Raw genomic sequence first — 25,818 nt, forward strand, 5'->3', positions numbered from 1 at the left:
CTGTCTCCCCAGCCCCCCCCCCCCCCCCCCCGCCCGCGCGCCCCCCCCCCGGGGCCCCCCCCCGGGGGGGGGGGGGGGCCCCGGGGGGCCCCCCCCCGACCGGGATGCCACCGTCCCGTTCGGGGCGGTGGCGGGGTAAGCATGGCTTACCCCACAACTTGCTCCGCCAGGAGCCTGATCACGGTCACTCTCCGGTGCCTGCGTGGTGCCGTCCTGGTCGGAGGCGGTCACCTGCTGGCCTCGCTGTCGCGCTGGCGGATTTCGAGGAGGAGGTCCTCGACGAAGTCGAGGGCGAGGACGGGGTGGTGGAGGGTCCAGGGGCGGGAGTGCCGGCCGCGCTGGACGCTGCGGGCACCGTCCGGACCGGTTTCGACGCGGTGGACGTGGCCGCGCTGGGTGAGGACGGCGAGCCAGGAGTCCGCCTCGGCCCAGGTGGCGGGGGTGATGCGCATGGTGGGTGCTCCCGTTCGGCGGTTGGGCGGGTGGGTGACCGCCGGGGTGACCTGGTCGTCACCCCGGCGGTCAGTGGTAGGTCAGTTCCGGTCAGCGGTGACCGGCTGACCGTGCTGTTCGCGCAGCTGGGCCATCAGCTGGGTCAGGGTGTCGGAGGACAGGGGGATCTGCTGACCGCGGATCGCCTGCGCGACGACCTTGCGGGTCAGCTTGTCCTCCTGGCTGACCGCCTGCCGTGCGATCTTCAGCAGGTCCTCGGTGTCCAGGTCAGGGCGGCGGTCAGCGTCCCGGTCAGTGACCGGCGGGGCGGTGACCGGCGGCTTGACCGGCTGTCCGGTGGCCTTGGTGGGGCTGACCGGCGGGGCGGTGACCGGCGGCTCGACTGGCGGTCGGTCAGTGACCGGCTGGTCGGTGTCCGGGTGACCGCCCAGGTCAAAGGGCTTGGTCAGGCTGACCGCGCTGACCGGGGTCAGCTGTGGCTGCGGGGTCAGGTCGGTGACCGGGCGGCTGACCGTGGCGGTGACCGGGCGGTTGTCCGGCTGACCGGGGGCGGGATGACCGGCGCTGTCCTGACCGGCGGTCAGTGCCACCGGCCGCTCGGTCAGTCCGGTCTCCTCGGTGGTGACCTGGCCGGGGTCCGGGGTGACCTGACCCCGGTCAGTCTCGGCCTGTCGGTCAGCGTGGCCGTCCCGGTCGGTGGGGCTGACCGGTCCTCGGGCGATGAGGATGTAGAGGTGGACGGCCCCGGCCAGGGCGAGGGGAGCGATGGTGGACAGCACCGCGACCACCGTGTCGCCCAGCCGGAGGCCGGCGGTCGTGTTCTGCTCGTTCAGCCGGACTGCGTGCAGGGCGTTGGCCCACAGGCTCGTCCCGGTGGCCGCGCCGAAGAGCGTCCACACGTAGATCCGGGCCCTCAGCGGTGCGGTGCGCAGGACCAGCAGCGCGCGGACCCCGTAGGCGATGAAGCCGTCGACGATGATCGGGAAGAGGTAGGTGAGGAAGCCCCGGACGTGGATGGCGACGGCCATCTGCTGGAGGGCGGAGAAGCTCAGCGCGCAGCCGGAGGCGCCGAGGGCGATGACGACGGCCCGGTCCCAGGCGGTGACGTGGGCGGTGGTCGGGGTGGTCGCGGTGGTGGTGCTCATGCGGCCGTCCCGAAGTCGGCGCAGGTCAGCTGCGCGGTGCTGGTAGTGCCGTGGGCGGCCGAGGCGGCGCGGGTGGCTTCCTCGGCGATCTGGCGGTGGCGGATCGCGCGGCGGGTTTCGCGGTAGAGCTTGAGGGCGTGCTCCGGGCTGATCTTGAGGAGCCAGGCAAGGCGGTCGACGGGGACGCCCTGGCGGTACCCGGCGAGGACGACCGCGCGGCGCTCGGCCTTCGTGAGGGAGATGTCGCGCCCGGCGAGAGTGGCGTTGACGCGGCTGTAGTCGAGGCGGTCGTTGATCTTGGCGTGCAGGGGTTCGCGCTCCTCCTCGGTGTAGCCGCCCCGGATGCCATGGGTGTCGCCCGTCTCCAGGGCGGCGTCCAGGCAGACGCGGGCGACCGGGCACTGGGCGCACAGCGCCTTGGCGGTGGCGATCTTGTCGGCTTCTTCCGGCCCGGGGAAGAAGGTCTCCGGGTCGACGGGGTTGTACTCGGTCGGGGTGCAGACGGCCTGGTCCTGCCAGGTGTGGTCGCCGAGCGAGCGGTGGCGGGCAGGGCTGGTCGTGGTGGTCATGAGGAGTTGCTCCGATCGCTCTCCGCGCGCGAGGTCGGCGTCGGCGGAGAGGGCGCTGGGTCGGTGAAGGTCTGGCGGCGCGCCGTGGGGCGGCCGGGCTCGGCGGGCCGTCAGGCGGCGCGCTGGAGGCGTCTGCGGTCGACCAGCTCGAACTCGACCCGGGTGGTCATCTGAGCGAGCCGGGAGGTGACGCGATCACCGAGGTATGACTTGAGGTCGCTGATCTGCAGGTTCGTGGTGATCAGGGTCGGGAGCACGTGGTTGTACCGGCGGTTGATCAGCCGGTACGTCTGCTCTTCGACGAACTCCGAGCTCTTGGCAGCGCCGAGGTCATCGAGAATCAGCAGCGGCACCCGGCTGTAGGCGGCGAGGACCCGCTCGGCGTCGGTGTCCGAGCTGGGCCGAAGCTCCGCGTAGAGGTCGGCGGCGGTGGTGGCGCGCCAGCGCACGCCGATGCCGGCCTGTACCAGGGCGCGGACCGCGCCGTACGCCTCGTGGGTCTTGCCCGCGCCGACGACTCCGGCCATCAGCAGGCTGGGGCCGGTGGCGACCTGGCGGCGGGCGCCGGTGCTCGGAGCGGTGGCCTGGGCGGCGACCTGCCGCACCCAGGCCAGGACCTGCGGGTGCGTGGCGAGCGCGTCGCGGTAGCGCGGCGGCAGCCCGGCCGACAGCGCCTCCTCCGCCGAGTAGGGCTCCGGCTCGTCCGGCAGGGCGTCGACCGTGGCCTGGTCGATGCCCCGGGCGGCGAGGATGCGGGCCATCCGGTCGAGCACCGAGGGGGCGTCGGCGAGGGTCTGCGGGTCGCGGTGGGTGCGCATCACAGCTCCTCGGCGTAGGCGGTGGCAGCGTCGACCGGGTTGGTCCACGCCTGGTGGGCAGGCACGTTAGGCCGGAATCCCGGCCGCGCCAAACCGGCGCCTCGTGCGTTCATGGCGTCGTTGACCAGGCTCGGCAGCCGGGAGGGGTGGCCCTGGATCTCGGCGAAGCGCCGCAGCCCGGCGCGGACGTGATCGGCTGCGATGCCCTCGTCCAGCAGGGTCTTGACGACCTTGCCGAGGTGGCCGATCACGCTGCCCGGCGGTCGCTCGGCGCAGGCGGCGACGTACTCGCCGACCAGCTGGCCTGCCGAGACGGTGTCCGCGTCGGGCGCCTGGCGCCCCGTAGGGAAAGAAGATCCAGGATCCAAGATCCTAGATCCAGGCGCCGAGGGCTCCGGGAGGCTTCGGCGAGCCTTCGGGGAGGCTTCGCCGAAGGCCGCCTGACCTGCGGCTTTCTGTGAGGCCGGGACCGGCTGCGGCTCGGCGTCGATCGTCGGGGCGACTGCTCCGGCGGCGGCGGGAACCGTCAGCGCGGCGAGCGCAGGGATGGGCTCGTTCGGCTGCTGGAGGGCGGCCCGAGTGTTCGCCGAGGTTTCGGCGAACACTCGGGGAGCGTTCGCGGCAGCCTCGGCTGCTGTTGCCGGGGCGGCGGCGAGGGCCGCCCGCTGGATGCAGGGGCCCTTGCAGACGCCGCACCGCTCCGGCTCGCAGTGCGGGCAGGCCGGCAGACGGCTCAGCGACGGCTTGTCGATCTTCTGGTGGTTGCGCCAGGTCGGGTAGTGGAAGTACCGCCGCCCGTCGCAGCCGGTGTATCGGCAGACCGCTCCAGCAGTGGCGAGCTGCCGCAGGTGGTCCTCGACGTCTGCGCGGCTGATCTCCTCGCGCATCGGCCAGACGAGGCCGTAGACGATCGCCGCGTTGTCGCGGTGGCGCCCGTGGTCGTCGGCGTGGTTGGTCATCCCGAGAAAGGTGACCATGGCCGGGATCGACACCTCGGCCAGCGTCTCGGAGACCCAGGTCTCCGGCTTGACCGATCGGATGCGGGCCATGTCAGCGGCCCCGGACCGCGGTGACAGCGAGCTGCCCGGTGGCGAGGTCGAGGCTGTGCGGGCGCGTCCAGTTCGCCTCCGGCCAGGTCCGCTGCACCCAGCGGGCGGCGACCTTGGTGGTGGTGCGGCTCAGCTCGAGCTGCTCGCCGTGCTCGTCGATCGCCACCGTGTAGGGGTGGGGCCACTGGCGCTTGGGGTCGGCGAGGCTGACGTGGACGCTGACCGCGCCGGGGATCATGTCCGCGAGCTGGACGCCGAGCCGCTGCTGGCTCGGGCTGGGCGCCGCGTAGCGGGCTTCCCCTGAAAGGCTGGGCATGCGATACTCCTGGATTCGTAGGAGCGCGCGCGGCGGTCTCTCGTGCAAAAGAAGTCCCGCCGCTCGCGAGTTGTGATTCGGCACTCTTCGGGGTGCCGGCCCGGCGTCCAGGAGTTGGTAGCTCCCGGGCGCCGGTCTCATTTCGCCGTGATTCGTGCAGGGCTCGCCCTCTGCGGCACTGCGTTCCCCCTCTGCTCGTTCCGTCCCCTAGGGCGCCGCCCGGCGGGGACGACGAACATACGTAGACACCTGCGGCAAGTCCATCCCTTACGCCGCAGAGCACTACGGGTCGGACATGGCTCGCGACGGCTGGTATCGGGAGTCGTTCCACGACCGGTCGGCGCCGCCTCGATGCCGAATCCAACGGCACGTTGCGCAAGCGACCGCAACAAGGCAGCATGCACACGGGTCGCCAGAGGCTGGCACCATGGAGAGGCGGAGCCCTCCGGCGGTGCGATACAGAAACGTACGTTAGTTGTGCAGATGTATCAAGCCTGGACTACAGTGGTCTCAACACCGCCCCGACCTGCCCGCTCATCACCCCGCAGGAGTTCATGTGCCACGTCAGTTCGACGGCAGACGCGTACGCGCTGTCCGGCGGGGCAAGAACCTCAACCAGGATGAGTTGGGTGCCAAGGTGGGCGTCAGCGGCCCCACCGTCGCGCGATGGGAGAACGGCGAGGACCACCCCAAGGGTGAGAAACTCCCCGTGATTGCAGCGGCGCTCGACCAGCCGCTCGACGTTCTCTTCCCCTACGACGGCCCGGCGGACCTGCAGCTCCTGCGATGCGATGCCGGCCTCAGCGTGGCGCAGGCCGCCGCGATCATCGGCACGAGCCGCGCGCCGGTGAGCAACGCGGAGTCCGGTCGGCGCAGGCTCAGCGATGCCTACGTGCTACCGCTCGCCGGGGCGTACGGGGTGACCGAGGCGGTCTTGCTGGCCGCGCAGGACTGCTCGTTCGGTCTTCGGCCCGCGGCCTCCCGTGACGAGCAGGCGTCGGCACCCCGCACCATCGGCGAGAAGATCAACTATCTCCTGCAGCACGGGTACGCGGACCAGGAGGCACCTTCCGACGAGGATCTCGCGCGCGCCGTGAATGCTCACGCGGGCGAGACACTCGTTGTAGTCGAGGACATCGTCGCCCTCCGCACGGGCGCCACGACCGACGCTTCCGACGTAGTGCGCGCGGGCCTGGCCGAGGCGCTACAGGTCGACGTCGCTCTCTTCCAGGACGATGCCGAAGTCAGCGCGGAGGCCCGTGAATTCCTGGAGGCGCTCCGCTTCCTCAGCTCGATCCAACGGGGACAGATCCTCGGTCTGGCTGCACGCGGTAACGGCGGGGGCCTGTCCACCGAGATGATGGCCACGATCAACAATCTCGTCGGGGAGCTGAAGCACAAGCTGCCCGAGGTGCAAGACGGGGACTGACGCCGAGCTGCACCCGCCCACGCCGGGCGACCCCGGAGCACCCCCCACGCGCGTGCGCCGTCGGCGCCCTCCGAGTACCTCGGTCGGGCTCCCGCCTCGCCATGCCGACCAACGGGCGCGACCCCGCTGAGCCCTGCAGCAGTACGCGGACAACGGGCTGGTCCCGGAAACGAACATGCCGCCCGATCATCATCCGGGCGGCGCGTTCCAACACGGCGATCGATGCTGCTGCGGCACCAGCGCTGACAAGCAGCGAAGGGACTGCGGCTCTGCCCCGGCAGGGGAGAGCAGCAGTCCCTTCGCTGTTCTTGGCCTCGGGCCTCCGAGGCGCTGGCCTACTACGCGGTAAGGTCCACGCCGAGCAGGTCAGAGAGAGTGGCGACCGTCCGCGTGGGGTCCTGGTTGTGCACCCCTGCGAGGCCGAGCTGCTCCGCTGCCTGCACGTACGCTTCGGTGTCGTCGACGAAGATGCACTGCTCGGCCGGCAGGTCCATGAGCTTGAGCGTGATCTCGAAGAGCGCCGGGTCGGGCTTGCGCATCAGGTGCTGCTCAGAGATCACCACGACGTCGTACAGCCGCTCAAGCTCGTAGCCGTCGTACAGGTCCCAGGGGGCGAGTCCCACACTGTTGGACAGGATGCCCACCTTGATCCCCGCGCGCCTCGCCGCAGCAGCCGCGTTGATCAGCCGCGGCTCGGGGCGAAGGTCACCGAAGATGCGGCCCATCAGGTTGTCGCTCGGGACGCCCAACATCTTGCCGGCGAACTCGTTCCACTCGGTCTGGCTCACCGCGCCGCGCTCCAGGTCGGAGGTGATCCGGACGCCCGTCTCGTCCTTGTACAGGGCCGTGAGGCAGGCGCCCTGCGGAAGGCCCTCTCGCTGCTCGAACGCCAGCACGGCGGGCAGGAGCGGGGTGGTGAGCACTCCGCCGAAATCGAGGATGAGGCCAGTGCGGTTGGACATGCGGGAACTCCATTGATTGCTGAGAATTCGGACGCCCATCCAGAGAGGAGGGCGTCACGACCCCGGCTACATATGGTGACGACAGCAACTGTGCGTCGCAGGCCAGGGTGCACCTACGGGCGGATCAAGACCTATCAGTCCGCAAAACCCACGGTACCAAATCAGCCCGCGCAGCGGATCGTGCTAAATCTCACTCGCTGGCTCGATATCAAGATCGCCACGTCCCGACCCAGCGCGCCGATACGGGGGCTACCCCGGGGAATAAATCTGCGGCATGCATCAAACGGGCGACTGATCCGCTTCGAACTCCACTCTTGCCGCGTACACGAGAAGCTCCTGCGCCTGATCCTCGGAGATATCCGAATAGGCCGCGCTGACGCGTGCGAGCCACGCCGCTTCACTTTCAGTATCAACGAAGGGCTTCTCTCGCAGTGGGGCTGAGGCGTCTACCCTTGCTGGTGTTGCGTCAACGGCCTTGAGCGCGGCCTTAATCCAGTACGCCTCTGCAGCTGGTTCGGGATTGGAATACGAGGCGGTAACATCCTCTGCCGCGAATACCAGATCTCGTGGAGCGTAATAGCGAAGCCGCTCACATGCGTCGGCAATATCCTGGGTCCACCGGTCGAGGCGGACGTCGATGGGGACGCGCTGCAAGAGTTCCGTGAGGCGCCTCCCCGGTGGATAAAGGCTCGTCCCCGGAAACGCCTCCGCCAGGTCGAACCAGAGCGGATAGATCCTGTTCAGGGTCCGCCACGTCTTCCACCGTGCCGCCACCGCACGGGTGGTGGGAATGCTCGCGCCCACCGCGACGATCAGGAAAAGCAGGTCCATCCATATCGATTCGGCGTCTACGGCAAACCTCACTGCTGAGGGGCTCAAAGGGAAGGCCACCGCGACCCACAGGAGGCCGGGACGGGCCAGTGAATGAACCAACCCCATCCACATCGCGATCCCCATCAAGCCCAGCCCGATTCGCATGCTCGTGCACTCAGCCTGTCGCGCCGCCCTCGTCCACTGGTAACCGCAAACCGCGGCCGTGACAAGCGGAAAGAAGTAGAACACGGTCATGTAGACCGCGACTCCCCACTGTCCAGCGTGGTCGATGAGGAAATCTTGGCTTTGCACCCTTCGGTCCACCACGGTGAAAAATAGAACCGTGAGCAGGGTGACGCCTACAGCCCCCGCTTTATAGGATGCGCGAGCGATCCAGCGGGAGACTGCTACGTGACGGGGCACAACTGCCTCCGTGCTCTTCCCGTAGCTGGTGGCGACGTAGGTCAGGGCTGCGATGGTCGCTGCAGTGCTGGCGAAGTGTCTCAGCAGGGCGTCCAGGTCCACCACTGGAATGCGATCTACGGCGTCCATTACTGCCGGTGTATAGAGCCACAGGGCTACAGCGAATCCTGCATAGCCACCCCAGAGCGCCCGGCGGTGAAAGTCGCCATAGCGAACTGCAGGGAATCGCCATACGGCGATTGCGGTCATCACTATCGCAGTCAGGTACTTAGAGTAGTCGAACATGTAACCAGTGGTTATCTATGCAGGCTACGTCTTTTTGCCGCCCGGGAGGTCGGCTGACGGCAGCCTTAATTGCCAGCAGGTGGACTGTTTGATGCGTGGTGAGTCGTGGGGCCGTAATTTTCGCCTCGGCGGTCGCTGTACAATCGCGGCTAACGTCTGAACCGCGGCGGAGCAACTGGGTGGGCGAGCGAGGATTCCAGGAGACTGACCATGTCATCTCCCGCGATCGGCTGACGGCGCGCCAGCCGCTTTATCAGTGAAGCCGAAAGCTCGGCCTGCTTCTCCTCGGGGCTGTCAAAATCTACGCGCCCCTGGACCAGAGTCGACGGGAAACGGCGGATCACTTCCTGGCGGATACGTTCAGGGACGTATCGCTCAACCTCGGCGGCCGTCAGGGTGGTCCCGTGGTCCAGCCATTCGTGCGCGAGCTCATGGAGGATGATGTGCTCGGTTTGATTTCGGCTTGAGCGGCGACGATAGAGAATGATTGTGAACTCCGGCGCTTTGACTCGGAGGCCACATGCAGTGCCCAGTCCCCCATTGGGGTCATCCAGTGGCACTAGCCGAATCTGGCGACCCAGCGCTCCCTCCATATTTCGCACCAGCGCCTCGACACTGAAAGGAGCGGGGGTAGGGAGGTCGGCGAGCAGTTTCTCGCATTCCTTCACAAGTGCGCGCCGTGAAGGGTCTCTGCGCCAACGCATAGTCGCTCCATTGAAATGCCACTGATGTTCACCGCCAGCCCCATCCCGATACTCGTACGCGAGGCGCTAGTAGCCAGGAGCCTGTGTTTGAGGTGCGCGGCGGCCGGTCGATCGGCGGCCACGCTTAATCGTACAAGGAGGGAAGTGTGATACATCCGGACTGGTGTGTTGTGAACGTCACCCAAGCGCAATAGTGATTCTCGTAACTGATTCCAAGATCGAAACTGGGCAGCGGCGCCGTAGTTGATCTTTCGGGGGCCCTGCCAGCGCCGCCGGTGGCGGGGTCGCCGAAGGTGCCAAGGTGCAGCTGCCTCGGCGGTAACTGAAACGGGCTGACACATGGTGCCGGTGTAGGCTTGCGAGCTGCGCTGGTGCGGACTCCGCCATGGTCGGAACGCATCGTGGAAGTCGGCTCACCTTGGAGGACAGGTGCCAGCGGTACAGCGGATCACCTCTCGCAACGCCCGGTTCCAGCAGTGGGAAGCGCTGCTCACCAACCGGAAGAAGCGGAGCCAGCTGCGCGAGTTCCTGGTCCAGGGGGTTCGGCCGATCTCGCTGGCCGTGGAGTACGGCTGGCCGATCACCGCGCTGCTCTACGACGACCGGCGGAAGCTGTCGGGCTGGGCGCAGGAGCTGCTTCGGACGACCCGGGCCGAGCGGATCGTGATGGCGCCGGAGCTGCTGGCGGAGCTGGGCGAGAAGACCGAGGGCGCGCCCGAGGTGATCGCGGTAGTCGGCATGCCGGCTGACGACCTGGGACGGATCGAGGTCGGGCCGGACTTCCTCGGTGTCCTCTTCGACCGGCCGACCACGCCGGGCAACATCGGGAGCATCATCCGGTCAGCGGACGCCTTCGGCGCGCACGGGATGATCGTTTCGGGCCATGCTGCCGACGTCTACGACCCGAAGGCCGTACGGGCGACCACGGGCAGCCTGTTCTCGCTGCCGTCCGTCCGGGTGCCAGGGCCGAACGAGGTGATGGCCTGGGTGGAGCACCAGCGCGCCGCCGGTCACCCGCTGGTCCTGGTGGGCACGGACGAGAAGGGCGACGCCGATGTCTTCGACTTCGACCTGACCCAGCCGGTGCTGCTGCTGGTGGGCAACGAGACGACCGGGTTGTCCAGCACGTGGCGGGAGCTGTGCGACTTCACGGTGAGCATCCCGATGACGGGGGCGGCAAGTTCGCTGAACGCGGCGAACGCTGCGACCGCAGTGCTGTACGAGGCTTCCCGGCAGCGGATCGCGGCCGGGAAGCGTTCGCGCTGATCTCGGGTCAGGTCCAGGTGCCGCCTGCGGCGGCGCGGCGGTAGACCTCCAGGTACTTCGCGACGACCACGTGGTGGCCCCAGCGCTCGACCGCGGTGGCGCGAAGCTGTTCCGGGGCCGGGAGGCTGGCAAGGATCTTGGCGGCCTCCTCCCCGGTGGGCGTCTGCTCGACCGGTAGGGCGATGCCGACGTGCGGGGCGATCTCGGCGAGGCACCCGTTATCGGTGGCGATGACTGGGGTTCCGCTGGCGGCGGCCTCGGCGACGACGGTGGCCCCGGGCTCGATCCACTCGCCTCCGAAGGGGCCGCCGAAGGGCTGGGAGAGGACGAGCAGGGCCCGGGCGGCGGCGAGGAGTTCGGTGCGGTGGCTGCCTCCGACCTCTCCGATGTACTCCGCGGTGCCGGGGTAGTCGGTGAGGATGCCGTGCAGGTAGTCCGGCTCCCAGGCCGGTCCGGCGAGTTTCAGCGGGAGGCCGGCGGCCTGGGCGAAGGCGGCGGCGTCCCGCGCGCCCTTGTGGGCGGAGACCCGGCCGAGGAACAGCAGGAAGTCGTCCTTCTTCTCGCGGTAGGTGCAGCGGTCGGGGTTGACCGGGAGCCGGATGATGGGCGCCTCCGCGGACCCGGCGGCGCGGCGCTGGGCGTGGGAGAGGTAGACGCCGTTCGCTCGGTGCTCGGGCACGCCGTTGAGGTGATGGGTACGCACTGCCGGCCAGGACGGCTCGGCGGGCAGCAACTGGCCGTTGGTGTGATCGTGCACGACGTCCGGGCGGAACTCGCTGAGCGCGGCCAGGGTGGTGTCGAAGGTGGTGGCGTCAGAGACGGTCAGACCCGGCCGGGGGGTGGTGCCGGGGGCACCGACGAGGAGGATCTGGCACCCGGCTTCGAGGAGCCCGTCGATGAGGGTGGCGACCACCCACTGGATGCCGCCGTATCCCTGTGGCGGGATGGTGATCCACTGGGTGGTGTCCTGTCCGTACCGGTGGGGCGGGTTGAGCATGGCGATCTTCACGAGTGCCTCCCGGCCCGGTCGAGGAGTTCGCGGCCGATACCGGTCAGCACCGCCGTGGTGTAGAGGAGGGCGAGGGCGGCGCTCCGGACGCCCCGGCCACCGGACCGGTTGCGGTTCCACTCCTTATGCAGGCCACCTCGGGCGGTGCCCCGGCGAACCTCGCTGCGGCCTTGCCAATAGGCGCGGCGGGTGAGGTATCCGGGCCGGAGCCGTTGAGCGGGTATCAGGTGATGGACCTGCGTGGTGTCGAGGACGGTAGCGGTGGCGCCCAGGGCCGCGAGCCGGCGGACGAACGTGGTGTCCTCGGCGGAGGCGAGGCTGGTGCCGACGCGGCCGAGGTGGTCGTCGAAGGCGACTCCGAGCAGGCGGGCGTGGTCGCGGTCGAGGGCGAAGCAACCGCCCCAAATGCTGGCGGGCCGGGCGGGGTGGTGAGAGCCGAGGTAGTGCAGCTGACCGCTGGTCAGCCACCAGGGCGCCCGGCGGCCCTGGAGGTCGGCGGTGATCCGGGTACCGGCCACATGGGCTCCCGCTTCCAGTTCAGCGCGGAGGTCGTCGATCGCGGCGACGGTGGGGACGATGTCGTCGTCGAGGAACACGACGTGCCGGGTCAGCGACTCTTTCAGCACGAGGTTGCGGCTGCAGGACAGGCCGATCGTGCCGCGGTTGAACAGCAGCGCCGCTCGGGTGGTGGTCTGGGTGAGCGAGTGCGCGGTGGCGGCGTCCACGGTGGTGTCGACGACGGCCAGGAGCCGGTCGTCGGGGCCGAGGACGTGATCGAGCCGGAGGAGGGCGGCCCGCAGCTGCCTGGGGCGGTTACTGCAGACCGCCAGGGTCAGGGGCAAGGTCACCTGCTGGGCTCCTTCGTGGTGGGGCGCCGCCGGCCGGTGAGCTGCTCGGCAAGGTCGGCGAGGTCCAGCAGGTGGAGGCTGTGCTCCGCGGCGGGGTGCTGGCGGTTCTCCAGGCGTTCGGCCCGTACGGCAATGTAAGCGGTGACGAGGGCCGGGTCGGTGCCGGGCGGGGCGGTCCAGCCGGTGGGCGGGGCGACGAGGGCGGTGGGGATGCCGAGTTGCTGGGCGGGCGCGGCGTCGTGGTCGGGGCGGTCGCCGACCATCAGGGTGGTGGCGGGCTGCCATCCGAGCCGGTCCATCGCCCAGCGGAGGAGCCCAGGGTCGGGCTTGGCGACGCCGACCGCGGAGTCGAGGGCGATCAGAGCCAGGCTGTCGGCCACTCCGGTGTCGCGCAGGACCTCCTCGCACTCGGGCGGCTGGTTGGCCACGATGCACACGGGGCGGTCGGAGTAGAGGGCATCGAAGGCGTCGAAGGAGCCGGGGATCAGCTGGACATGGTCGTGCCAGGTGCGGCGGACCTGGTTCCAGCTGTGGGCGCCGGCCGGGGTGAAGAGGCCGGGGCCGGCGGTGGTGTCGGCCTTGTGGAGGTAGAAGCGGCGCATATCGGCGGTGAAGCGCTCGATGGTCAGCGTCGGGTCGTCTTCGCCAGCGCGTTCCAGGACGCCTTGCAGCCAGGCGAGTTCGAACGGCTCGTCGTAGTAAAGGACGCCGCCGACGTCCGTGGCGATGGTCTCGGCCGGGGGCAGGGTGATGGTCCGGTTCACGGCTGGGTGTCCTCTCGGGAGGTGGCTGTGGCGTTGGTGTACCACTCGGGCTGGGTGTCGGCGCCGACTTCGAGGGTGAGCGTGCTGCAGGGGTTGACGGGGCCGTGGTTCCTGGCCCAGGCGGCGGTGGCGGCCAGGCCCTCGGCGAGCGGGGTGTCCTTCCAACCGCCGAGCAGCAGGCGAGCGAGTTCGCTGCTGGTGTAGGCGGCGTGGACCTCCTCGCGGGTGGCCAGGTGGAGGATCGGGTGGTCCGGGACGCCCATCGCCGTGCGCACTGCGTGTGCCATCTCCAGGACGGTACAGGGCTGTTGGCTGCCGATGTTGATCGCCCGGTTCCAGTGACGAGGCGTGTCGGCGGCGTCGAGGAAGCAGCCGACGATGTCGTGGACGTAGGTGAAGGAGCGGCGCTGGCTGCCGTCGCCGTACACGGTGATCGGCTCGCCGCGCATGATCTGGTTGAGGAAGATCGCCACCGCGTTGCGCAGGGGGTCTGCCATGTTCTGCCGCTCGCCGTAGACGTTGTGCATCCGCAGGGCGGTGAACGGCAACCCTTGGAGGTGTGCGGTGATGGCGAGTTCGCGCTCGATGGTGAGCTTGGCGTTGCCGTAGCTGTCGGCGGGCTGCGGGTGGTCGTCCTCGTGCATCGGGACGCGGCCGGTGCCGTAGACGGCGACGGAGGAGGCGTAGGAGAAGTACCGGACGTTGGTGCGCAGGGCAGCGTTGATCAGGTGGATGCTGCCGAGGACGTTGACCTCGTAGTTGTGGGCCTTGACGGCGTGGCTGATGCCCTCGGCGGCGAACGCGGCCAGGTGGAAGACGCTGTCGAAGGTGTGGCCTGCGAACAGCTCGTCCACGGCGGCGCGGTCGGCGATGGAGCCGGTGACGAGGGTCGCGCCGTGGGGGACGTTCTCTCGCTTGCCGCCGTCGAGGTTGTCGAGGACGACGACGTCATGTCCGGCGGCCAGGAGGCGGTCGGTGAGGTGTGAGCCGATGAATCCGGCGCCGCCGGTCACCAGGTGCAGGGCCATGCTGTGCTCCGATCGGGTTGGCGTGGTCAGGACTTGAGGAGTGCGCGCACGCGGGCGAGGTCGGCTGCGGCGAGTGCCGTGATGGCCGGGAGCCTGGTGGCCAGGTGGTCGCGGAGCTTGTCGATGTCCAGGCTGGCGAGCTGCTCGGCGCCGGCCGGGTCGGTGGTGAACGCGGCGACGTCGCGGTGGATGTCCGTGGCCGGGATGTCGGGTCCGTAGGTGTCGGCGAGGACGCCGTGGAACTTCGGGCTGTGGCCGATGGCGACGGCGGGAGTGCCGCTGGACAGGGCGCCGATCGAGGCGTGCAGGCGCTCGGAGACGACCAGTTCGGCGCCACCGAGGACCGCCTTGTAGTCGCCGGCCCCGGTGCCGTCACGGTCCAGGACGTGCACGGGTGACTCGGACAGGCGGTCGGCGATCTGCCGGGCCAGGATGCGGTCGTCGTTGTGCGCTCGGGAGTCGTGGCAGTGCGGGACGAGCACCAGCGGTCGGCGGCGTACACGCCACAGGGTGTCGGCGAGGCGGGTCAGCGCCTCCAGGTGGTCAGCGTCACTGATGGTGCTGTAGCGGGTGACGCCGCGGCTCGGCACCAGGCACACGTACGGCTGGTGGCTGGCCAGGCCGGAGTCGGCGAGCAGTTGCTCGGCGCGTTGCGGGGAGGAGGGCTGGAGGAGGAAGGCGGGGTCGGCGGACAGCACCACCCGCGCTGCGGGGAGGCCGAGTTGGTCGGTGAGGTAGCTCATGCTGGTGGTCTCGCGGACGGTCAGCAGGTCGAGCCTCTTGGCGGTGGCAGTGAACGCCGCGGTCTCGGCGGGGTCGGTGAAGGGGCCGATGGACTGGCCGATCATCGCGGTGGGGACGCCGAGCTGCTGGGCGCGGTCGAGGACCGCGAGGTAGGAGGTGGAGACGCCGTAGTCGGAGGTGTGTAGGTCGCCGCCGGTGGCGAGGACCAGGTCGGCGTGCTGGAGGAGGCGCTGCTCGCGGGCGCGGCGGTTCGGGTCCGTCTCGACCGGGCGCATCGTGGCCCAGGAGCGGGAGACGACGAACGGGTCGGCGGTGCAGTTCGCTCCGGTGCCCCTGAGCGCTTCGGCGTCGAGGTCGGGGGTCTGGGTGAGCACGGTGACGGTGGTGTCCGGTGCCGTGGTCAGTTCGGTGGCGAGTGAGCGGGCAAGCGCCTCGACTCCGCGGCTCTCGCAGCTGGTGATCCCGGTGATCAGGATGTTGGGCACGGTGGTTCTCCCGGCTAGTTGGTGAAGGCGAGGAGTTGGCCCAGGACGCGCCGGTAGTTGAAGCGGCGGCGCAGGTCGTCCTGGAGGCGGCCCAGGCGGCGGCGGTTGGCGGTGGCGTCGCGCAGCAGCCGGGCGAGGTCCTCGGCGGGGTGGTCGCCGAGGAGGAAGGGGGCGATGTTCTCGCCGTAGAAGTCGGTGGTGTAGGCGAGTTCGGGCGGCAGGGCTGGCATGGTGCCGGCCGCGATGGTCTCGAACATACGGGGGGTGAGTAGGTGTTGACGGGCGAGCAGGGGACGGGCCAGGACCGGGGTGATCTCGGCCTTGGCCATTTGGGTCAGGACCGTGCCGAAGGGAACGGGGCCGGTGACGTGGACCCCGCGTTCGGCCAGCCATCTGGGCTGGTTGGTTGTGGCGGCGAGGTGGTCGGGGTGGGGGTCGCCGGTCCACCAGCGGCCGGCCACCCGCAGGCGGGTCAGCGGTGGGCGGGCCGTCCGGGCGGCTTCGATGAGGCGGGCCAGGGCGTCCCATCGCCACCAGTTCGCGCCGACGTACTGCATCTCGTATGGCAGTTGCGCGGGGGCGTGCTCGGGTCGACGTACCGGCTTGGGCATCCCGAAGTAGGGGAAGAACCGGGCGCCGTCCGGGAGGGGGCCCAGTCGAGGTTGGAGGACGAGGTCGCTGAGGTGCTGGTACAGCTGCTGCCACTGCTCGTGGCCGTAGGTTCCGGCGGAGTCGTCGGCGGCGAGCACGGTGTGCTCACCCCAGTGGGCGTCTGGGTCGAGGACGATCCGGCGCTCGCGGGGGAAGCGCTCGCACAGCTCCAGGCGCTTCTCGTCGAGGAACTGGCGCCCTTCGAAGACCAGGACGAGGTGGGTGCCCCAGTGGAGGTCGTCGACGACCGGCAGCAGCAGGGGGACCTGCTCGTCCATCCGGCACAGGGGACCGGCGAGGGCGACCTCGCAGTCGAGCGCGGGCGCAGCCGTCACGTACTCGGCGATCATGTGGGCTGACCCGGCCTGCCAGTGGAAGTCCCCGGCGATCAGCAGCCTGGTCACGGTGCCCCCTTACTGCGGGCACCCGGGTGGGTAGCGCGCAGGCTGCGGTGGGTCCGGCGGCGACGGGCGATGGTCGGGGCGAGCCGCAGCAGCCACCAGGTGGCGGCTGCCGTCTCCGCCCACCCGCGCAAGGGGGTGGTGGTGCCGCCAACGGAACGGCCGAGCAGGTCCTCGCGAAGCCATCGCCCGGCCAGGCTCACTGCGGCCGGCCAGCTCCAGGTGATGTCGGTGAAGAGGAAGTAGTACCGGTTGCGGCGCATCTGCACCCGGCGGTAGGTGCTCGCTCCAGTCCCGCCTCCGCCGAAGTGCTGGATGCCGAGGCCGAGGTTGAGCGCGACGCGCCAGCCCGCCCAGCGGGCCCGGCGGCACAGGTCGGTCTCCTCGTAGTAGGTGTGGAAGACGCGGTCGAACAGCCCAACGGAACGCAGGAGTTCAGCGCGGACGAAGAACGCGGCGCCCTGGACGTAGGCGTGCTCCAGCGTGTCGGGGGCGCGGCCTGCGGCGGGCCCGGCCGGCGAGGGGCGGCCGGGCCGGTCTGCGGCGAAGCCGTCCGCCTCCCCGCAGCGCTCGGCGGTGCGCGACCAATCGTTGTACTCGTCCAGGACGACTGGCCCGTCTTCGCTGTAGGAGTACTGCATGGGGCCGCAGATGCCGTACTCGGGCCAGCGCTCCATGAAGTCGGTCAGCTGCTGGATCAGGTCCGGCGGGGTGCGGGTGTCCGGGTTGACGAGGAAGACGAAGTCGGCGCCGTCCGCCAGCGCCGCGCGCATGCCGACGTTGTTGGCCTGGGCGAAGCCGAGGTTGCTGTCGTTCTGGATGATCCGCGTCTGCGGGTGGTTGTCGCGGACGAGTTCGGTGCTGCGGTCGGTGGAGGCGTTGTCGACGTACCAGACGGCGAGGTCGAGGTCGGGGGTGTTGCTGGAGAGCAGGGTGGACAGGCAGGCGGGCAGCCACCGGGACTCGTTGGTGCCGACCGTGATGGTGGCGACCTTCGGGCGGCGCGCGGGTGCGGGGCTGGTCACGATGACTCCGTGTCGGCGGGGACGAATTCGATGACGATGCTGCGGCGGGGGCGGGCTGAGGAGTTGGGGCGCGACGCGTGGACGACCCGTACGTCGTGCGCAGCGACGTCGCCGGCCTTCGCGGCCACCGGCAGGACCGGCCCGGCGTCGCGGACCTGGTCGATATCCGCCTCGTCGTCGCGGAGGTGGCTGCCGGGGACGAACTCCAGGCAGCCGTTGTCGGCGTCCGAGTCGTCCAGAAACAGGCTCAGGTTGATCGCGGTGCCTGGGGCGACGTCGGTGCGGTCGCGGTGCCAGGGCACGGCGGCGGCCACGTGCGGCATCTTGACGATCATCGCGATGACCCGGGCCGTGGCCGGGCGGCCGAGCAGCGTCTCGGCGAGGTGGTGGAGCGGGCCGGTGGCGAACAGGCCGGCCGCGAGCGGGGCGCCGGGCTGACGCTGGAGGTTGTGGACGCGGTAGAGCACCGGGGCGCTCTCGCCCTCGCGGGTGAAGTGCCAGAAGTCCTCCGCTCGGTGGCCGTCCTCGAAGGAGGCCACCAGGGCGTCGGCCTCCGCGCGCAGCCGCTCCAGCAGCGCGTCGGTGACCACGGCGGGGACCACCGTGAATCCGCGCGTCCGCAGTCGGTCGAGCCTGGTGGCCGCCGGGGCGCTCACCGCACCGCTCCGGAGGTCAGCTGGCGGGTGAACCAGGCGATGGTGGCGGCCAGGCCGTCCTCGGCCGTGGTCCGGGGCTCCCACCCGAACGCCTCGCGGGCCACGGTGGTGTCGGGACGGCGGCGCACCGGATCGTCCTGCGGCAGATCGACGAACTCGATGCCGGCGGTGGAGCCGGTAAGGCCGAGGACGAGCTGGGCGATGTCCAGCACGGTGCGCTCGTCCTCGGTGCCCAGGTTGACCGGCCCCGGGTGGCTGTTCTCAGCGACGGCCAGCAGCCCGGCTACGGTGTCGTCGACGTAGCAGAGCGAGCGGCTCTGGCTGCCATCCCCGGCGACCTGGAGGGGCTGCCCGGCCAGGGCCCGGGTGACGAAGGCCGGCACAGCGCGGCCGTCGTCGGTGCGCATTCGGGGGCCGTAGGTGTTGAAGATCCGCGTGATCGCGGTGTTGGTGCCGTACTCGCGGCGGTAGGCGGCGGTGGCGGCCTCGGCGAAGCGCTTGGCCTCGTCGTAGACGCTGCGCGGGCCGATCGGGTTGACGTTGCCCCAGTACGACTCGGTCTGCGGGTGTTGGTGGGGGTCGCCGTACACCTCGGAGGTGGAGGCGAGGACGAACCGGGCGCCGCGTTCCTTGGCCAGCTCCAGCGCGTTCAGCGTGCCGATGGAGCCGACCGACAGGGTCGGGATGGGGTAGCGCAGATAGTCGGCGGGGGAAGCCGGGGAGGCCAGGTGGAACACCACGTCCACCTCGTCGGCGACGGCGAGCTTGTCGTTGACGTCCTGCTCGATCAGCTCGAAGTGCTCCGTGCCGCGCAGGTGCTCGATGTTGCTGCGGCTGCCGGTCAGGAAGTTGTCCACGCAGACGACGGCGAACCCAGTGCGGGTCAGCGCGTCGCACAGGTGGGAGCCGATGAATCCGGCCCCGCCCGTCACGACGGCGGTCCTTCGGGACATGAGGCTCCTCAAGGGGTTGGGCACGTCGGCCTCGCCCGGCGGCGCGGCGGCGCACGGCGGACGGATCGGTGTGCGGGTGAGCGGGTGAGCGAGTTCGAGCACGGCTGGCGTGCCGTGCTCTCGGCAATCAGTGCGAGTGGTCCGTCTACGCGACGTCTTCTCGCTGCCGGCCGGGTCATCAGGTGGTCCCCGCCGCACCCCGGGTGCCCAGCCGTAGACCAGCGGCCGGGCACCCTTCAGGGGGAGCACTAGCTAACTCCCGCCCAACTCCCCTTGTGAAGAGCACTTTTGTCGTCTCCGTGTCGTATTCCGACCCCAGCCGCCCCAGGAGAAACATCAGCACACAGTTGTCAAACGGCTACAATCCGGTGAACAAATCAGGGAGTTGCTGATGGGTCGATCAAACGGCTTACGCGCAGATATACGGCTGGTCCACCCGCTCAGCGTGGTCCGGGACGAGCAGGGCTGGACCTTCCAGGACGTCGTCGACATCGTCGCCAAGTCCACCAAGCGGTCGGCCGACCGCCGCAAGGCGTGGAAGTGGGAGAACTGGGGTGTCGAGCCGGACGCCGAGAGCCAGGAGTCCCTCGCGGCGGCGCTCGGCGTGCCACTGCGGGAGGTGCACCGGCTCGGCTGGCCGGGGTGGCTGCCGGACGGTGGGCCGGTTCGCACGGATTTCCCCTGGACCACGGCGGGGACGCTCGATGCACTGGACGACACTCTGGAGCACGCGATGCCCGACCGGCGCGGATTCATGAAGCTCGGCGGACAGGCACTCACCCTTCTCGCCAACCAGTGGCTTACCCAGGAGCCTGGCGCCCTGGCTGCCGCGCTGGCCGGCGGCAAGGTTGACGACCGGCTCCTCGAAGATCTGGAGGGCGGGCTCCCCCGGCTGCGACGGCTGGAGGCCGCCCTCGGCGGACAACGAGCCCGCCGCCTCCTCCACACCGAGCTGGCCACGGTCACCAACCTCCTCAAGGAGTCGTCCTACACCGAGAAGGTCGGCCAACGCCTTCTTCGCCTCGACGCCGAGCTCGCCCGCCTCGCCGGCTTCGCCAGCTTCGACGCCGGACTCGATAGCGCCGCCCAGCGCTACTGGACCACCGGACTGCGAGCCGCCCACGCCGCCGATGACCGAGCATTGGGCGCCAACATCCTCAAATCGCTCAGCCTCCAGTGCTACGACCACGGCCTCACCGGCGCCGCGCTCGCGCTCGCAAGCGCCGCCGTCGAAGGCGCCGGTGACGTCACCCCCAGAACCCGGGCCATGCTGCTGCTGCGACAGGCCCGCGCCGAAGCCGCCTGCAACAACCGAGCCGCCTGCGAACGTCTGCTATCCGAAGCCGAAACCTTGATGGCCCGCTCCGCCACCACCGACGACGACCCAGCCTGGACTGGCTACTTCGACACAGCGGACTTCTATGCCCAGACCGCCACCTGCTACGCGGACCTGCGCCTCCCCTGGCACGCCGAGACCTACTTCACCACCGCGCTGGATCTCATGCCCTCCTCCAAGGCACGCGACCTGGCCACCTACACGATCCAGAGCGCCCGCACCCACATCGCCCTAGGCCACGCCGACCACGCCGTCCATCTCCTGGAAACTGCTCTCGAGTTAGCCGCCGACGCCCCATCCCAGCGCAACACGGCTCGAGCGCTCGCAGCCCGAGCCGAACTCCCGATGGCCAAGAAGCACCCGAAAGTCCAGCGCCTCGACCAACTGCTCGCCACACTGTCCGCATGACCACACACCGCGACCAGCGAGTCGCCCTCGTCTCCGGCGGAAACCGCGGACTCGGACTCGCCATCGCCGCCCGACTCGCTGAACACGGCATGCACGTCGTCCTCGGCGTGCGCGACCGCCTCGCCGGTCGCGAGGCCGAGGCCGCCCTCGCCACCAAGGGGCTCTTCGTGCACTCCCACGAACTGGACGTGACCGACCCGGCGAGCGTCGCCCGCGCCGTCGCCGACACAGCCGCCCCGCTCGGACGCCTCGACGTGCTCGTCAACAACGCCGCCGTTGCCGTCGACCGCGGCCAGGCCGCCTCCGCACCGGACTTCGAACGAGTCCGCGCGACCATCGACACCAACCTGCTCGGTGCCTGGCGCCTCGCCGCAGCCGCCGTGCCGGAGATGCGCAAGAACGGCTACGGCCGGATCGTCAACATCACCAGCCACCTCGGCTCCCAGAGCAACATGGGTACCGGAAACGTGAGTTACCGCGTCTCCAAGGCCGGACTCAACGCGCTCACCCAGATCTTCGCCGCCGAACTCACCGACACCGGCATCCTCGTCAACGCCGTCTCCCCCGGCAAGACCAACACCCGCATGGCCTACGGCGAGACCGACCGCACGCCCGAGGAGGCGGCCGACACCCCGTTCTGGCTCGCCACCCTCCCTGACGACGGCCCCACCGGCGGTCTCTTCTACGAGCGCAAGCCCCTCGACTGGTGAGCGCCGCCCGGATCGACCCCCCGTCACGTGAGTCGACGGGTCGGTCACCGCGTGGAGAACCTCACCAGCGCGGCGGCTTCGTGACGGCCTGTGGGCGCGAAAAGCTGTGGACCGGATCACGGTCGGTGCCTCTACGATTCCGGAAAGTTGGCGACGGACTGCCCGTGCGCACCGGAGAGGGAAACCCGTGACCGAGGTACTTGCAGCGTTCAGCCTTGTCGAGCATGCCGTCTCGGCCGCCATGGCCCGGGTTCTGCCTCGCGAGCTGTCGAAGCGAGACCCTCTCGTCCGCCCCTCCGAGCACGCGGACTTCCAGTCGAACGCCGCTCTGTCGCTGGCCAAGGACGCCGGGATGCCGCCCCGGGAGCTGGCGCATGCGCTCCAGCAAGAGCTGTGCGGCAGCGGCGCGGTGTCGTCGACCGTGTCCGGTCCGGGGTTCCTGAACCTGGCTGTGGCCGACGCGCAGCTGTGGGGCCTGGTCGAGGCCCGGCTCGCGGACCATCGGCTCGGCCTCGGCCTGCCGCTGGCCAGCACGCGGACGGTCGTCGACTACTCGGCGCCGAACATCGCCAAGGAGATGCACGTCGGTCACCTGCGCACGACCGTGATCGGTGACTGCCTCGTCCGGGTGCTGATGTTCCTGGGCGGCGACGTCGTCCGGCAGAACCACCTAGGTGACTGGGGCACGCAGTTCGGCATGCTGATCCAGTACATCGACGAGCACCCCGAGGCGCAGTGGCGGGGCGGCACGGCGGAGCCCGGCGCGGGCGAGCAGGTCTCGGTGCTCGACAGCCTCTACCGGGCCGCGCGTCAGACGTTCGACGCCGACCCCGCGTTCGTCGAGCGGGCGCGGCAGCGGGTGGTGGCGCTCCAGTCCGGCGACGAGGCGACGCTGGCCGTGTGGCGCGAGCTGGTCGAGGTGTCCACAGCAGCCTTCCAGCAGCTGTACGACCGGCTCGGGGTGCTGCTCACCGAGCCGGACTGCGCTGGGGAGTCGACGTACAACCCGTTCCTCGACGAGGTCGTCGCGGAGCTGGTCGAGGCCGGCATCGCGGTGGACAGCGACGGCGCGCTGTGCGTGTTCTTCGAGAACGTCACGGGCCCGGAGGGCGAGCCGGTGCCGCTGATCGTCCGCAAGAAGGACGGCGGCTACGGGTACGCCGCCACCGACCTGGCCACCATCCGATACCGCATCCGGAAGCTCGAAGCGGACCGGATCCTGTACGTCGTCGACGCGCGGCAGGCGCTGCACTTCCAGATGGTCTTCGACACCGCTCGGCGGGCCGGGTGGCTCACCGACGACGTCGAGGCCGTCCACGTGCCGTTCGGGACCGTGATGGGCCCCGGCGGCACCCCGTTCAAGACCCGCTCCGGCGGCACCGTGCGGCTCTCCGAGCTGCTGGACGCAGCCGTCGCGGGCGCCCGCGAGGCGATGGCCGGCAAGGCGCACGACCTGACCGGCGACGCGCTGGAGCGGGTGATCGAGGCTGCCGGGATCGGCGCGGTCAAGTACGCCGACCTGTCCACCTCCCGGGCGAAGAACTACGTCTTCGACACCGCCCAGATGGTCTCGCTCCAGGGCAACACCGGCGTCTACATGCAGTACGCCCACGCCCGGGTCCGCACCATCCTCGGCAAGGCCCCCAAGGATGCCCTGGAACAGCCGATCGACACCACGCTGCCGCTCCACTCTGCGGAGCGGGCGCTGATCCTGCTGCTGGACGGCTTCGACGCGACCGTCCGCGAGGTCGCCCAGGAGCTGGAGCCGCACCGGCTGTGCGGACACCTGTTCGCGCTGGCGAAGGCCCTCACCGACTTCTACGGGGCCTGCCCGGTCCTGAAGGCGGAGACGCCGGCCCGCCGTGCGAACCGGTTGGCCCTGTGCCGGCTGACCGCAGGGACGCTGGCCCTCGGCCTGGACCTGCTCGGTCTCCAGGCGCCGGACCGGATGTAGTGGCAACTACCACCGCGCCAGCACAACGCCACCCGGGGCCGGTGCCCCTGGCGGATGCTGACCAAGTGCACGGCCGCATCCGTGCATTGCGGTCCGGACAGGAGGTGCCCGATGTCCGAACCCGATGAACCCGTTCACGCCGTCCTCGCAGAGCTGTCGCAGGTGCCCGCGGACGGGACGCTGGTCGATCTCGGCTGCGGCACCGGGCCGACGCTCGCCGCGACGTCCCGCCGCCACCCGCGGGCCCGCCTCGTCGGTCTGGACCGCTCAGCGGCAGCGCTCTCGACCACTCGAACCCACCTGACCGGCCACTGCGGAGGCTTACAGCTCATCCAGGCAGACCTTCGGCAGCCCCTCCCCCTGACGGATGCCTGTGCTGACGCGGTCGTGTCCTACAACGTGCTCGAGTGCCTCACCGACCCTGCGGCGCTCGTTCGCGAGGCAGTTCGGCTACTCAAGCCCGAGGGCACGCTGGTGCTCGCGCACGTCGACTTCGACTCGATCATGGTCGCCGGTCCGCCCGCTGACCTGGACCGGCGGGTGTGCCACGCCTTCACCGACGACCGCCAGCCGTGGATGGACCACGCGAACGGCCGCATCGGTCGCGCTCTGCCTGGCCTGGTCGCAGCCGCCGGGCTGACCCTGCACCGCACCGAGACGCTCACGGCCACCTCGACGGTGCTCACGGGCCACGCCGAACGTCGACTGGCCGACATGCGCAGAGCACTGCTGAGCTCGGCTGCACGCGGCACGACGACGGTCACCGCAGCCGAGGTCACGGACTGGCACGCGGCCGTGCAAGCCGCGGCGCGCGATCGGCGGTTCTTCTTCTCCGAGTCGGTAGTGGTGACCGTGGGCCGGCGGACCTGAACTCTCCCGGCCCACCAGCCAGCGGTGCCTAGTCCTGGCGGTCGGGCGCTCGCCGAGCGCCGGGGCCGCGCACGTCGGTGCCTGCGGCGCTCGGCATCTACCTGCGATGTGACAACTCACTTGGAACGCAGGTCGAGTGTGTATCGCAGCTCGGGAATCGTGAAGCCCCTGATGGTTTCTTCTCGAGCGATGCCGTCGGTGCACCAGCCGTGCCGTTCATAGAACCTTCGGGCGCGGGCATTGCCGGTGAGCACCCACAGAGTCGCCTTGTCGAACCCGCTGCGGTGCAGGGCTTCGTGAGCTGCTCGGACGAGGTTGGATGCCAGGCCGTTCCCCCACTGTTGCGGTGCCACGTTCAGCGCCCAGAGCTCTCCCGCACCGTCCGCGTCCGCGTCGCGTCCAGGACCGACGTGCGCGAAGCCCAGTGGAGCTCCGCTCACCTCGGCGACCAAGATGGTCTCTCTCGGGTCCCGATCCCTACTCAAGGTCCGTTGCCACGTTGCCGTGCGACGCTCCAGAGTCGTCGCATCGAGGAGGCCCTGCGGCATGAGGTCGGCGTACCCGACAAGCCAAGCATCAAGGTGCACTCGGGCCAGTGCCGGACCGTCGTCGGCGACCGCTTCTCGGATCAGCATGTTGAAGTCCTTCCGCTCTGGGTCCCGCCCCTGGGTGAGGCCAGCGATGCGCTTCAGCGGTGCCCGGCCGCCATCAGATGGAGATGATCGATCACCGAGTCCGTGTCCGTCAGATCAGTAAGGACCACGTGGGCGCCAGCGTCTCGCAACTGGTCGACGCTGTGCACGCCCGTGGCGACAGCGATGATCTCCGTATCGTTGCTACGAGCCACCAGGCACGATGACGTTAGGCCCAAAGGCCCTACTGCCGTATTCACGAAGACGGCGAGTTCGACACCGATATGGGCAGCACGCCGCCAATCAGGGCTCTGGAGGGCGCGTGCCCGAGCGCGGGCAGCGATTTGCTTACTCAAGCGTTGGCCAGCCACAGACCCTTGTACTGGATCTTCGGGTGCCGGTGGTCTCGTGTGGTGGTACCGGCCGGGGTGTAGCCGCAGGACCGCAGCAGGTCCGCCGTTGTGGCTTGGTCTCGTTCCTCGTTGTAGACGCCGATGATCAATCGGCCGCCCGGGGCGACGACATGGTCCAGCAGATGGGCTACGTACGCTCCACGCAGGTCCGCCGGCACGTAGTCCACGCCGGTGCGGACGGCGTCGAAGCGATGCGGAGGCTTCCAGCCCATCGCGTTGGCGGTCCAGATTCGACGCGCCCACTTCGGGCAGCGGGTTCGGGCGAGGTCGGCGAGGGCGGTGGAGATCTCCACCCCGTAGGGCTCGATGATGATCCCGACTTCGGCCGCCCAGTCGGTCAGGCTTTCCATCAGGTGGCCGTTGGCGCATCCGATGTCGAGGAACGTCCCACCGTGGGGCGGGAGCAGGTTGACGAGCAGGCTGCGGGCTTCTCGCCAGCGGGTCTCGTCGCCGCTGTGGCCGGACTGGGCCCGCGGGTTGTCGCCGTTGAGGTAGGCCGGTTCGATGACGCCCAGGACGGCGGCGTGCCACTCGGTGGCCGTGATCTCGCCCGCCTGGTACGCGTCGTCGATAGGTGCCAGATCGCTCCAGCCTCGCTCCTTCGCGCTCGCGATGTCCTCGGCGTCGCGGCCGACCGGACGGCGCGTGTTGGGGTCCATGCGTGCTCCTTCCCAGTTCGCTGACGTTGGCGCCTTGCAG

26 protein-coding genes are annotated in these 25,818 nt (G+C 69.8%); 6 read left to right on the forward strand and 20 right to left on the reverse strand.

Translation table 11 applies throughout. The annotated features are described in order from the left end of the window. Window positions 1-227 precede the first annotated feature (227 nt). From ACFY2K_RS07870 to ACFY2K_RS07895, 6 genes are all read right to left on the reverse strand, one after another. Window positions 228-452 carry a hypothetical protein gene (locus tag ACFY2K_RS07870; RefSeq protein WP_387710203.1) on the reverse strand — a complete coding sequence of 75 codons (225 nt, stop codon included), beginning with the start codon at window positions 450-452 and terminating at the stop codon, window positions 228-230. A gap of 81 nt (window positions 453-533) precedes the next feature. Then, window positions 534-1,598: a DUF2637 domain-containing protein gene (locus ACFY2K_RS07875; RefSeq protein WP_387710204.1), complete on the reverse strand. Its 1,065-nt coding sequence runs from the start codon at window positions 1,596-1,598 to the stop codon at window positions 534-536. Next, window positions 1,595-2,167 carry a WhiB family transcriptional regulator gene (locus tag ACFY2K_RS07880; protein WP_387710206.1) on the reverse strand — a complete coding sequence of 191 codons (573 nt, stop codon included), beginning with the start codon at window positions 2,165-2,167 and terminating at the stop codon, window positions 1,595-1,597. Before ACFY2K_RS07880 ends, ACFY2K_RS07875 begins: the two co-directional genes overlap by 4 nt. 110 nt (window positions 2,168-2,277) lie before the next feature. Then, window positions 2,278-2,985: an ATP-binding protein gene (locus ACFY2K_RS07885; protein WP_387710208.1), complete on the reverse strand. Its 708-nt coding sequence runs from the start codon at window positions 2,983-2,985 to the stop codon at window positions 2,278-2,280. Beyond that, the gene (locus ACFY2K_RS07890; protein WP_387710210.1) at window positions 2,985-4,034 is read right to left on the reverse strand and encodes a hypothetical protein; all 1,050 of its coding nucleotides are present in this window, start codon (window positions 4,032-4,034) and stop codon (window positions 2,985-2,987) included. Before ACFY2K_RS07890 ends, ACFY2K_RS07885 begins: the two co-directional genes overlap by 1 nt. A 1-nt stretch (window position 4,035) precedes the next feature. Further along, a complete protein-coding gene (locus ACFY2K_RS07895; RefSeq protein ID WP_387710212.1) occupies window positions 4,036-4,350 on the reverse strand; it encodes a transcriptional regulator in 315 nt (104 codons plus the stop codon). 556 nt (window positions 4,351-4,906) lie between these two features. Between ACFY2K_RS07895 and ACFY2K_RS07900 the strand changes: the two genes are divergently transcribed. Next, window positions 4,907-5,779 carry a helix-turn-helix domain-containing protein gene (locus ACFY2K_RS07900; protein ID WP_387710214.1) on the forward strand — a complete coding sequence of 291 codons (873 nt, stop codon included), beginning with the start codon at window positions 4,907-4,909 and terminating at the stop codon, window positions 5,777-5,779. A gap of 338 nt (window positions 5,780-6,117) precedes the next feature. Here the strand turns inward: ACFY2K_RS07900 and ACFY2K_RS07905 are convergent, their stop codons facing one another. From ACFY2K_RS07905 to ACFY2K_RS07915, 3 genes are all read right to left on the reverse strand, one after another. Continuing rightward, on the reverse strand, window positions 6,118-6,741 hold the full coding sequence (locus ACFY2K_RS07905; RefSeq protein WP_387710216.1) for an HAD-IA family hydrolase: 624 nt from the start codon (window positions 6,739-6,741) through the stop codon (window positions 6,118-6,120). Between the two features lie 279 nt (window positions 6,742-7,020). Continuing rightward, window positions 7,021-8,262, reverse strand: coding sequence for an MAB_1171c family putative transporter (locus tag ACFY2K_RS07910; RefSeq protein ID WP_387710218.1), 1,242 nt, complete (start codon window positions 8,260-8,262; stop codon window positions 7,021-7,023). A 149-nt stretch (window positions 8,263-8,411) separates the two neighbouring features. Beyond that, complete coding sequence (locus ACFY2K_RS07915; protein WP_387710220.1) at window positions 8,412-8,822, reverse strand: hypothetical protein; 411 nt, start codon at window positions 8,820-8,822, stop codon at window positions 8,412-8,414. Between the two features lie 573 nt (window positions 8,823-9,395). Between ACFY2K_RS07915 and ACFY2K_RS07920 the strand changes: the two genes are divergently transcribed. Further along, on the forward strand, window positions 9,396-10,232 hold the full coding sequence (locus ACFY2K_RS07920; RefSeq protein ID WP_380639905.1) for a TrmH family RNA methyltransferase: 837 nt from the start codon (window positions 9,396-9,398) through the stop codon (window positions 10,230-10,232). Between the two features lie 7 nt (window positions 10,233-10,239). On the opposite strand, the gene ACFY2K_RS07925 is transcribed toward ACFY2K_RS07920, so the two are convergent. Genes ACFY2K_RS07925 through ACFY2K_RS07965 form a run of 9 tightly spaced genes read right to left on the reverse strand, consistent with a single transcriptional unit; the run spans window position 10,240 to window position 18,796 of the window. Beyond that, window positions 10,240-11,241, reverse strand: coding sequence for a glycosyltransferase (locus tag ACFY2K_RS07925; RefSeq protein ID WP_387710222.1), 1,002 nt, complete (start codon window positions 11,239-11,241; stop codon window positions 10,240-10,242). Beyond that, window positions 11,238-12,089 (reverse strand): glycosyltransferase family 2 protein, encoded by an 852-nt coding sequence (locus ACFY2K_RS07930; protein WP_387710224.1) that lies wholly within the window; start codon window positions 12,087-12,089, stop codon window positions 11,238-11,240. The genes ACFY2K_RS07925 and ACFY2K_RS07930 overlap by 4 nt, the downstream gene beginning before the upstream one ends. After that, window positions 12,086-12,853 carry an HAD family hydrolase gene (locus tag ACFY2K_RS07935; protein WP_387710226.1) on the reverse strand — a complete coding sequence of 256 codons (768 nt, stop codon included), beginning with the start codon at window positions 12,851-12,853 and terminating at the stop codon, window positions 12,086-12,088. The genes ACFY2K_RS07930 and ACFY2K_RS07935 overlap by 4 nt, the downstream gene beginning before the upstream one ends. Next, complete coding sequence (locus tag ACFY2K_RS07940) at window positions 12,850-13,881, reverse strand: NAD-dependent epimerase/dehydratase family protein (RefSeq protein ID WP_387710228.1); 1,032 nt, start codon at window positions 13,879-13,881, stop codon at window positions 12,850-12,852. The genes ACFY2K_RS07935 and ACFY2K_RS07940 overlap by 4 nt, the downstream gene beginning before the upstream one ends. Before the next feature lie 26 nt (window positions 13,882-13,907). Then, window positions 13,908-15,110 carry a polysaccharide pyruvyl transferase family protein gene (locus ACFY2K_RS07945; RefSeq protein ID WP_387710230.1) on the reverse strand — a complete coding sequence of 401 codons (1,203 nt, stop codon included), beginning with the start codon at window positions 15,108-15,110 and terminating at the stop codon, window positions 13,908-13,910. A 14-nt stretch (window positions 15,111-15,124) separates the two neighbouring features. Continuing rightward, window positions 15,125-16,165 (reverse strand): hypothetical protein, encoded by a 1,041-nt coding sequence (locus ACFY2K_RS07950; protein WP_387710232.1) that lies wholly within the window; start codon window positions 16,163-16,165, stop codon window positions 15,125-15,127. Then, window positions 16,162-17,187: a glycosyltransferase family 2 protein gene (locus ACFY2K_RS07955; protein ID WP_387710234.1), complete on the reverse strand. Its 1,026-nt coding sequence runs from the start codon at window positions 17,185-17,187 to the stop codon at window positions 16,162-16,164. The genes ACFY2K_RS07950 and ACFY2K_RS07955 overlap by 4 nt, the downstream gene beginning before the upstream one ends. Then, entirely contained in the window at window positions 17,184-17,843 is a 660-nt protein-coding gene (locus tag ACFY2K_RS07960; RefSeq protein ID WP_387710236.1) for a phytanoyl-CoA dioxygenase family protein, read from the reverse strand. The genes ACFY2K_RS07955 and ACFY2K_RS07960 overlap by 4 nt, the downstream gene beginning before the upstream one ends. Beyond that, window positions 17,840-18,796: a UDP-glucuronic acid decarboxylase family protein gene (locus ACFY2K_RS07965; protein ID WP_387710238.1), complete on the reverse strand. Its 957-nt coding sequence runs from the start codon at window positions 18,794-18,796 to the stop codon at window positions 17,840-17,842. Before ACFY2K_RS07965 ends, ACFY2K_RS07960 begins: the two co-directional genes overlap by 4 nt. A gap of 445 nt (window positions 18,797-19,241) precedes the next feature. Here ACFY2K_RS07965 and ACFY2K_RS07970 point away from each other — a divergent pair, with 445 nt between their 5' ends. The 4 genes from ACFY2K_RS07970 (at window position 19,242) to ACFY2K_RS07985 (ending at window position 24,074) form a co-directional block, all read left to right on the forward strand. Further along, window positions 19,242-20,540 carry a hypothetical protein gene (locus tag ACFY2K_RS07970; RefSeq protein ID WP_387710239.1) on the forward strand — a complete coding sequence of 433 codons (1,299 nt, stop codon included), beginning with the start codon at window positions 19,242-19,244 and terminating at the stop codon, window positions 20,538-20,540. Next, window positions 20,537-21,250: an SDR family NAD(P)-dependent oxidoreductase gene (locus ACFY2K_RS07975; protein ID WP_387710241.1), complete on the forward strand. Its 714-nt coding sequence runs from the start codon at window positions 20,537-20,539 to the stop codon at window positions 21,248-21,250. Before ACFY2K_RS07970 ends, ACFY2K_RS07975 begins: the two co-directional genes overlap by 4 nt. Before the next feature lie 187 nt (window positions 21,251-21,437). Then, window positions 21,438-23,204 carry an arginine--tRNA ligase gene (argS, locus tag ACFY2K_RS07980; protein ID WP_387710243.1) on the forward strand — a complete coding sequence of 589 codons (1,767 nt, stop codon included), beginning with the start codon at window positions 21,438-21,440 and terminating at the stop codon, window positions 23,202-23,204. Window positions 23,205-23,315: 111 nt separating this feature from the next. Then, window positions 23,316-24,074 carry a methyltransferase domain-containing protein gene (locus ACFY2K_RS07985; protein ID WP_387710245.1) on the forward strand — a complete coding sequence of 253 codons (759 nt, stop codon included), beginning with the start codon at window positions 23,316-23,318 and terminating at the stop codon, window positions 24,072-24,074. Between the two features lie 116 nt (window positions 24,075-24,190). Here the strand turns inward: ACFY2K_RS07985 and ACFY2K_RS07990 are convergent, their stop codons facing one another. Then, entirely contained in the window at window positions 24,191-24,709 is a 519-nt protein-coding gene (locus tag ACFY2K_RS07990) for a GNAT family N-acetyltransferase (protein WP_387710247.1), read from the reverse strand. Window positions 24,710-25,058: 349 nt separating this feature from the next. Beyond that, a complete protein-coding gene (locus ACFY2K_RS07995; protein ID WP_387710249.1) occupies window positions 25,059-25,778 on the reverse strand; it encodes a class I SAM-dependent methyltransferase in 720 nt (239 codons plus the stop codon). Window positions 25,779-25,818: the final 40 nt, after the last annotated feature.

The organism is Kitasatospora sp. NPDC001309 (genome assembly GCF_042896295.1).
Lineage (GTDB): Bacteria > Actinomycetota > Actinomycetes > Streptomycetales > Streptomycetaceae > Kitasatospora.

Bases quoted from the DNA above. Each gene is read 5' to 3' on its own strand.
- ACFY2K_RS07875 (WP_387710204.1), bottom strand. From the start codon at position 1,598: ATGAGCACCACCACCGCGACCACCCCGACCACCGCCCACGTCACCGCC.
- ACFY2K_RS07895 (WP_387710212.1), bottom strand. From the start codon at position 4,350: ATGCCCAGCCTTTCAGGGGAAGCCCGCTACGCGGCGCCCAGCCCGAGC.
- ACFY2K_RS07905 (WP_387710216.1), bottom strand. From the start codon at position 6,741: ATGTCCAACCGCACTGGCCTCATCCTCGATTTCGGCGGAGTGCTCACC.
- ACFY2K_RS07910 (WP_387710218.1), bottom strand. From the start codon at position 8,262: ATGTTCGACTACTCTAAGTACCTGACTGCGATAGTGATGACCGCAATC.
- ACFY2K_RS07990 (WP_387710247.1), bottom strand. From the start codon at position 24,709: ATGCTGATCCGAGAAGCGGTCGCCGACGACGGTCCGGCACTGGCCCGA.
- ACFY2K_RS07995 (WP_387710249.1), bottom strand. From the start codon at position 25,778: ATGGACCCCAACACGCGCCGTCCGGTCGGCCGCGACGCCGAGGACATC.
- ACFY2K_RS07890 (WP_387710210.1), bottom strand. From the start codon at position 4,034: ATGGCCCGCATCCGATCGGTCAAGCCGGAGACCTGGGTCTCCGAGACG.
- ACFY2K_RS07985 (WP_387710245.1), top strand. From the start codon at position 23,316: ATGTCCGAACCCGATGAACCCGTTCACGCCGTCCTCGCAGAGCTGTCG.
- ACFY2K_RS07880 (WP_387710206.1), bottom strand. From the start codon at position 2,167: ATGACCACCACGACCAGCCCTGCCCGCCACCGCTCGCTCGGCGACCAC.
- ACFY2K_RS07975 (WP_387710241.1), top strand. From the start codon at position 20,537: ATGACCACACACCGCGACCAGCGAGTCGCCCTCGTCTCCGGCGGAAAC.
- ACFY2K_RS07965 (WP_387710238.1), bottom strand. From the start codon at position 18,796: ATGTCCCGAAGGACCGCCGTCGTGACGGGCGGGGCCGGATTCATCGGC.
- ACFY2K_RS07940 (WP_387710228.1), bottom strand. From the start codon at position 13,881: ATGGCCCTGCACCTGGTGACCGGCGGCGCCGGATTCATCGGCTCACAC.
- ACFY2K_RS07870 (WP_387710203.1), bottom strand. From the start codon at position 452: ATGCGCATCACCCCCGCCACCTGGGCCGAGGCGGACTCCTGGCTCGCC.
- ACFY2K_RS07885 (WP_387710208.1), bottom strand. From the start codon at position 2,985: ATGCGCACCCACCGCGACCCGCAGACCCTCGCCGACGCCCCCTCGGTG.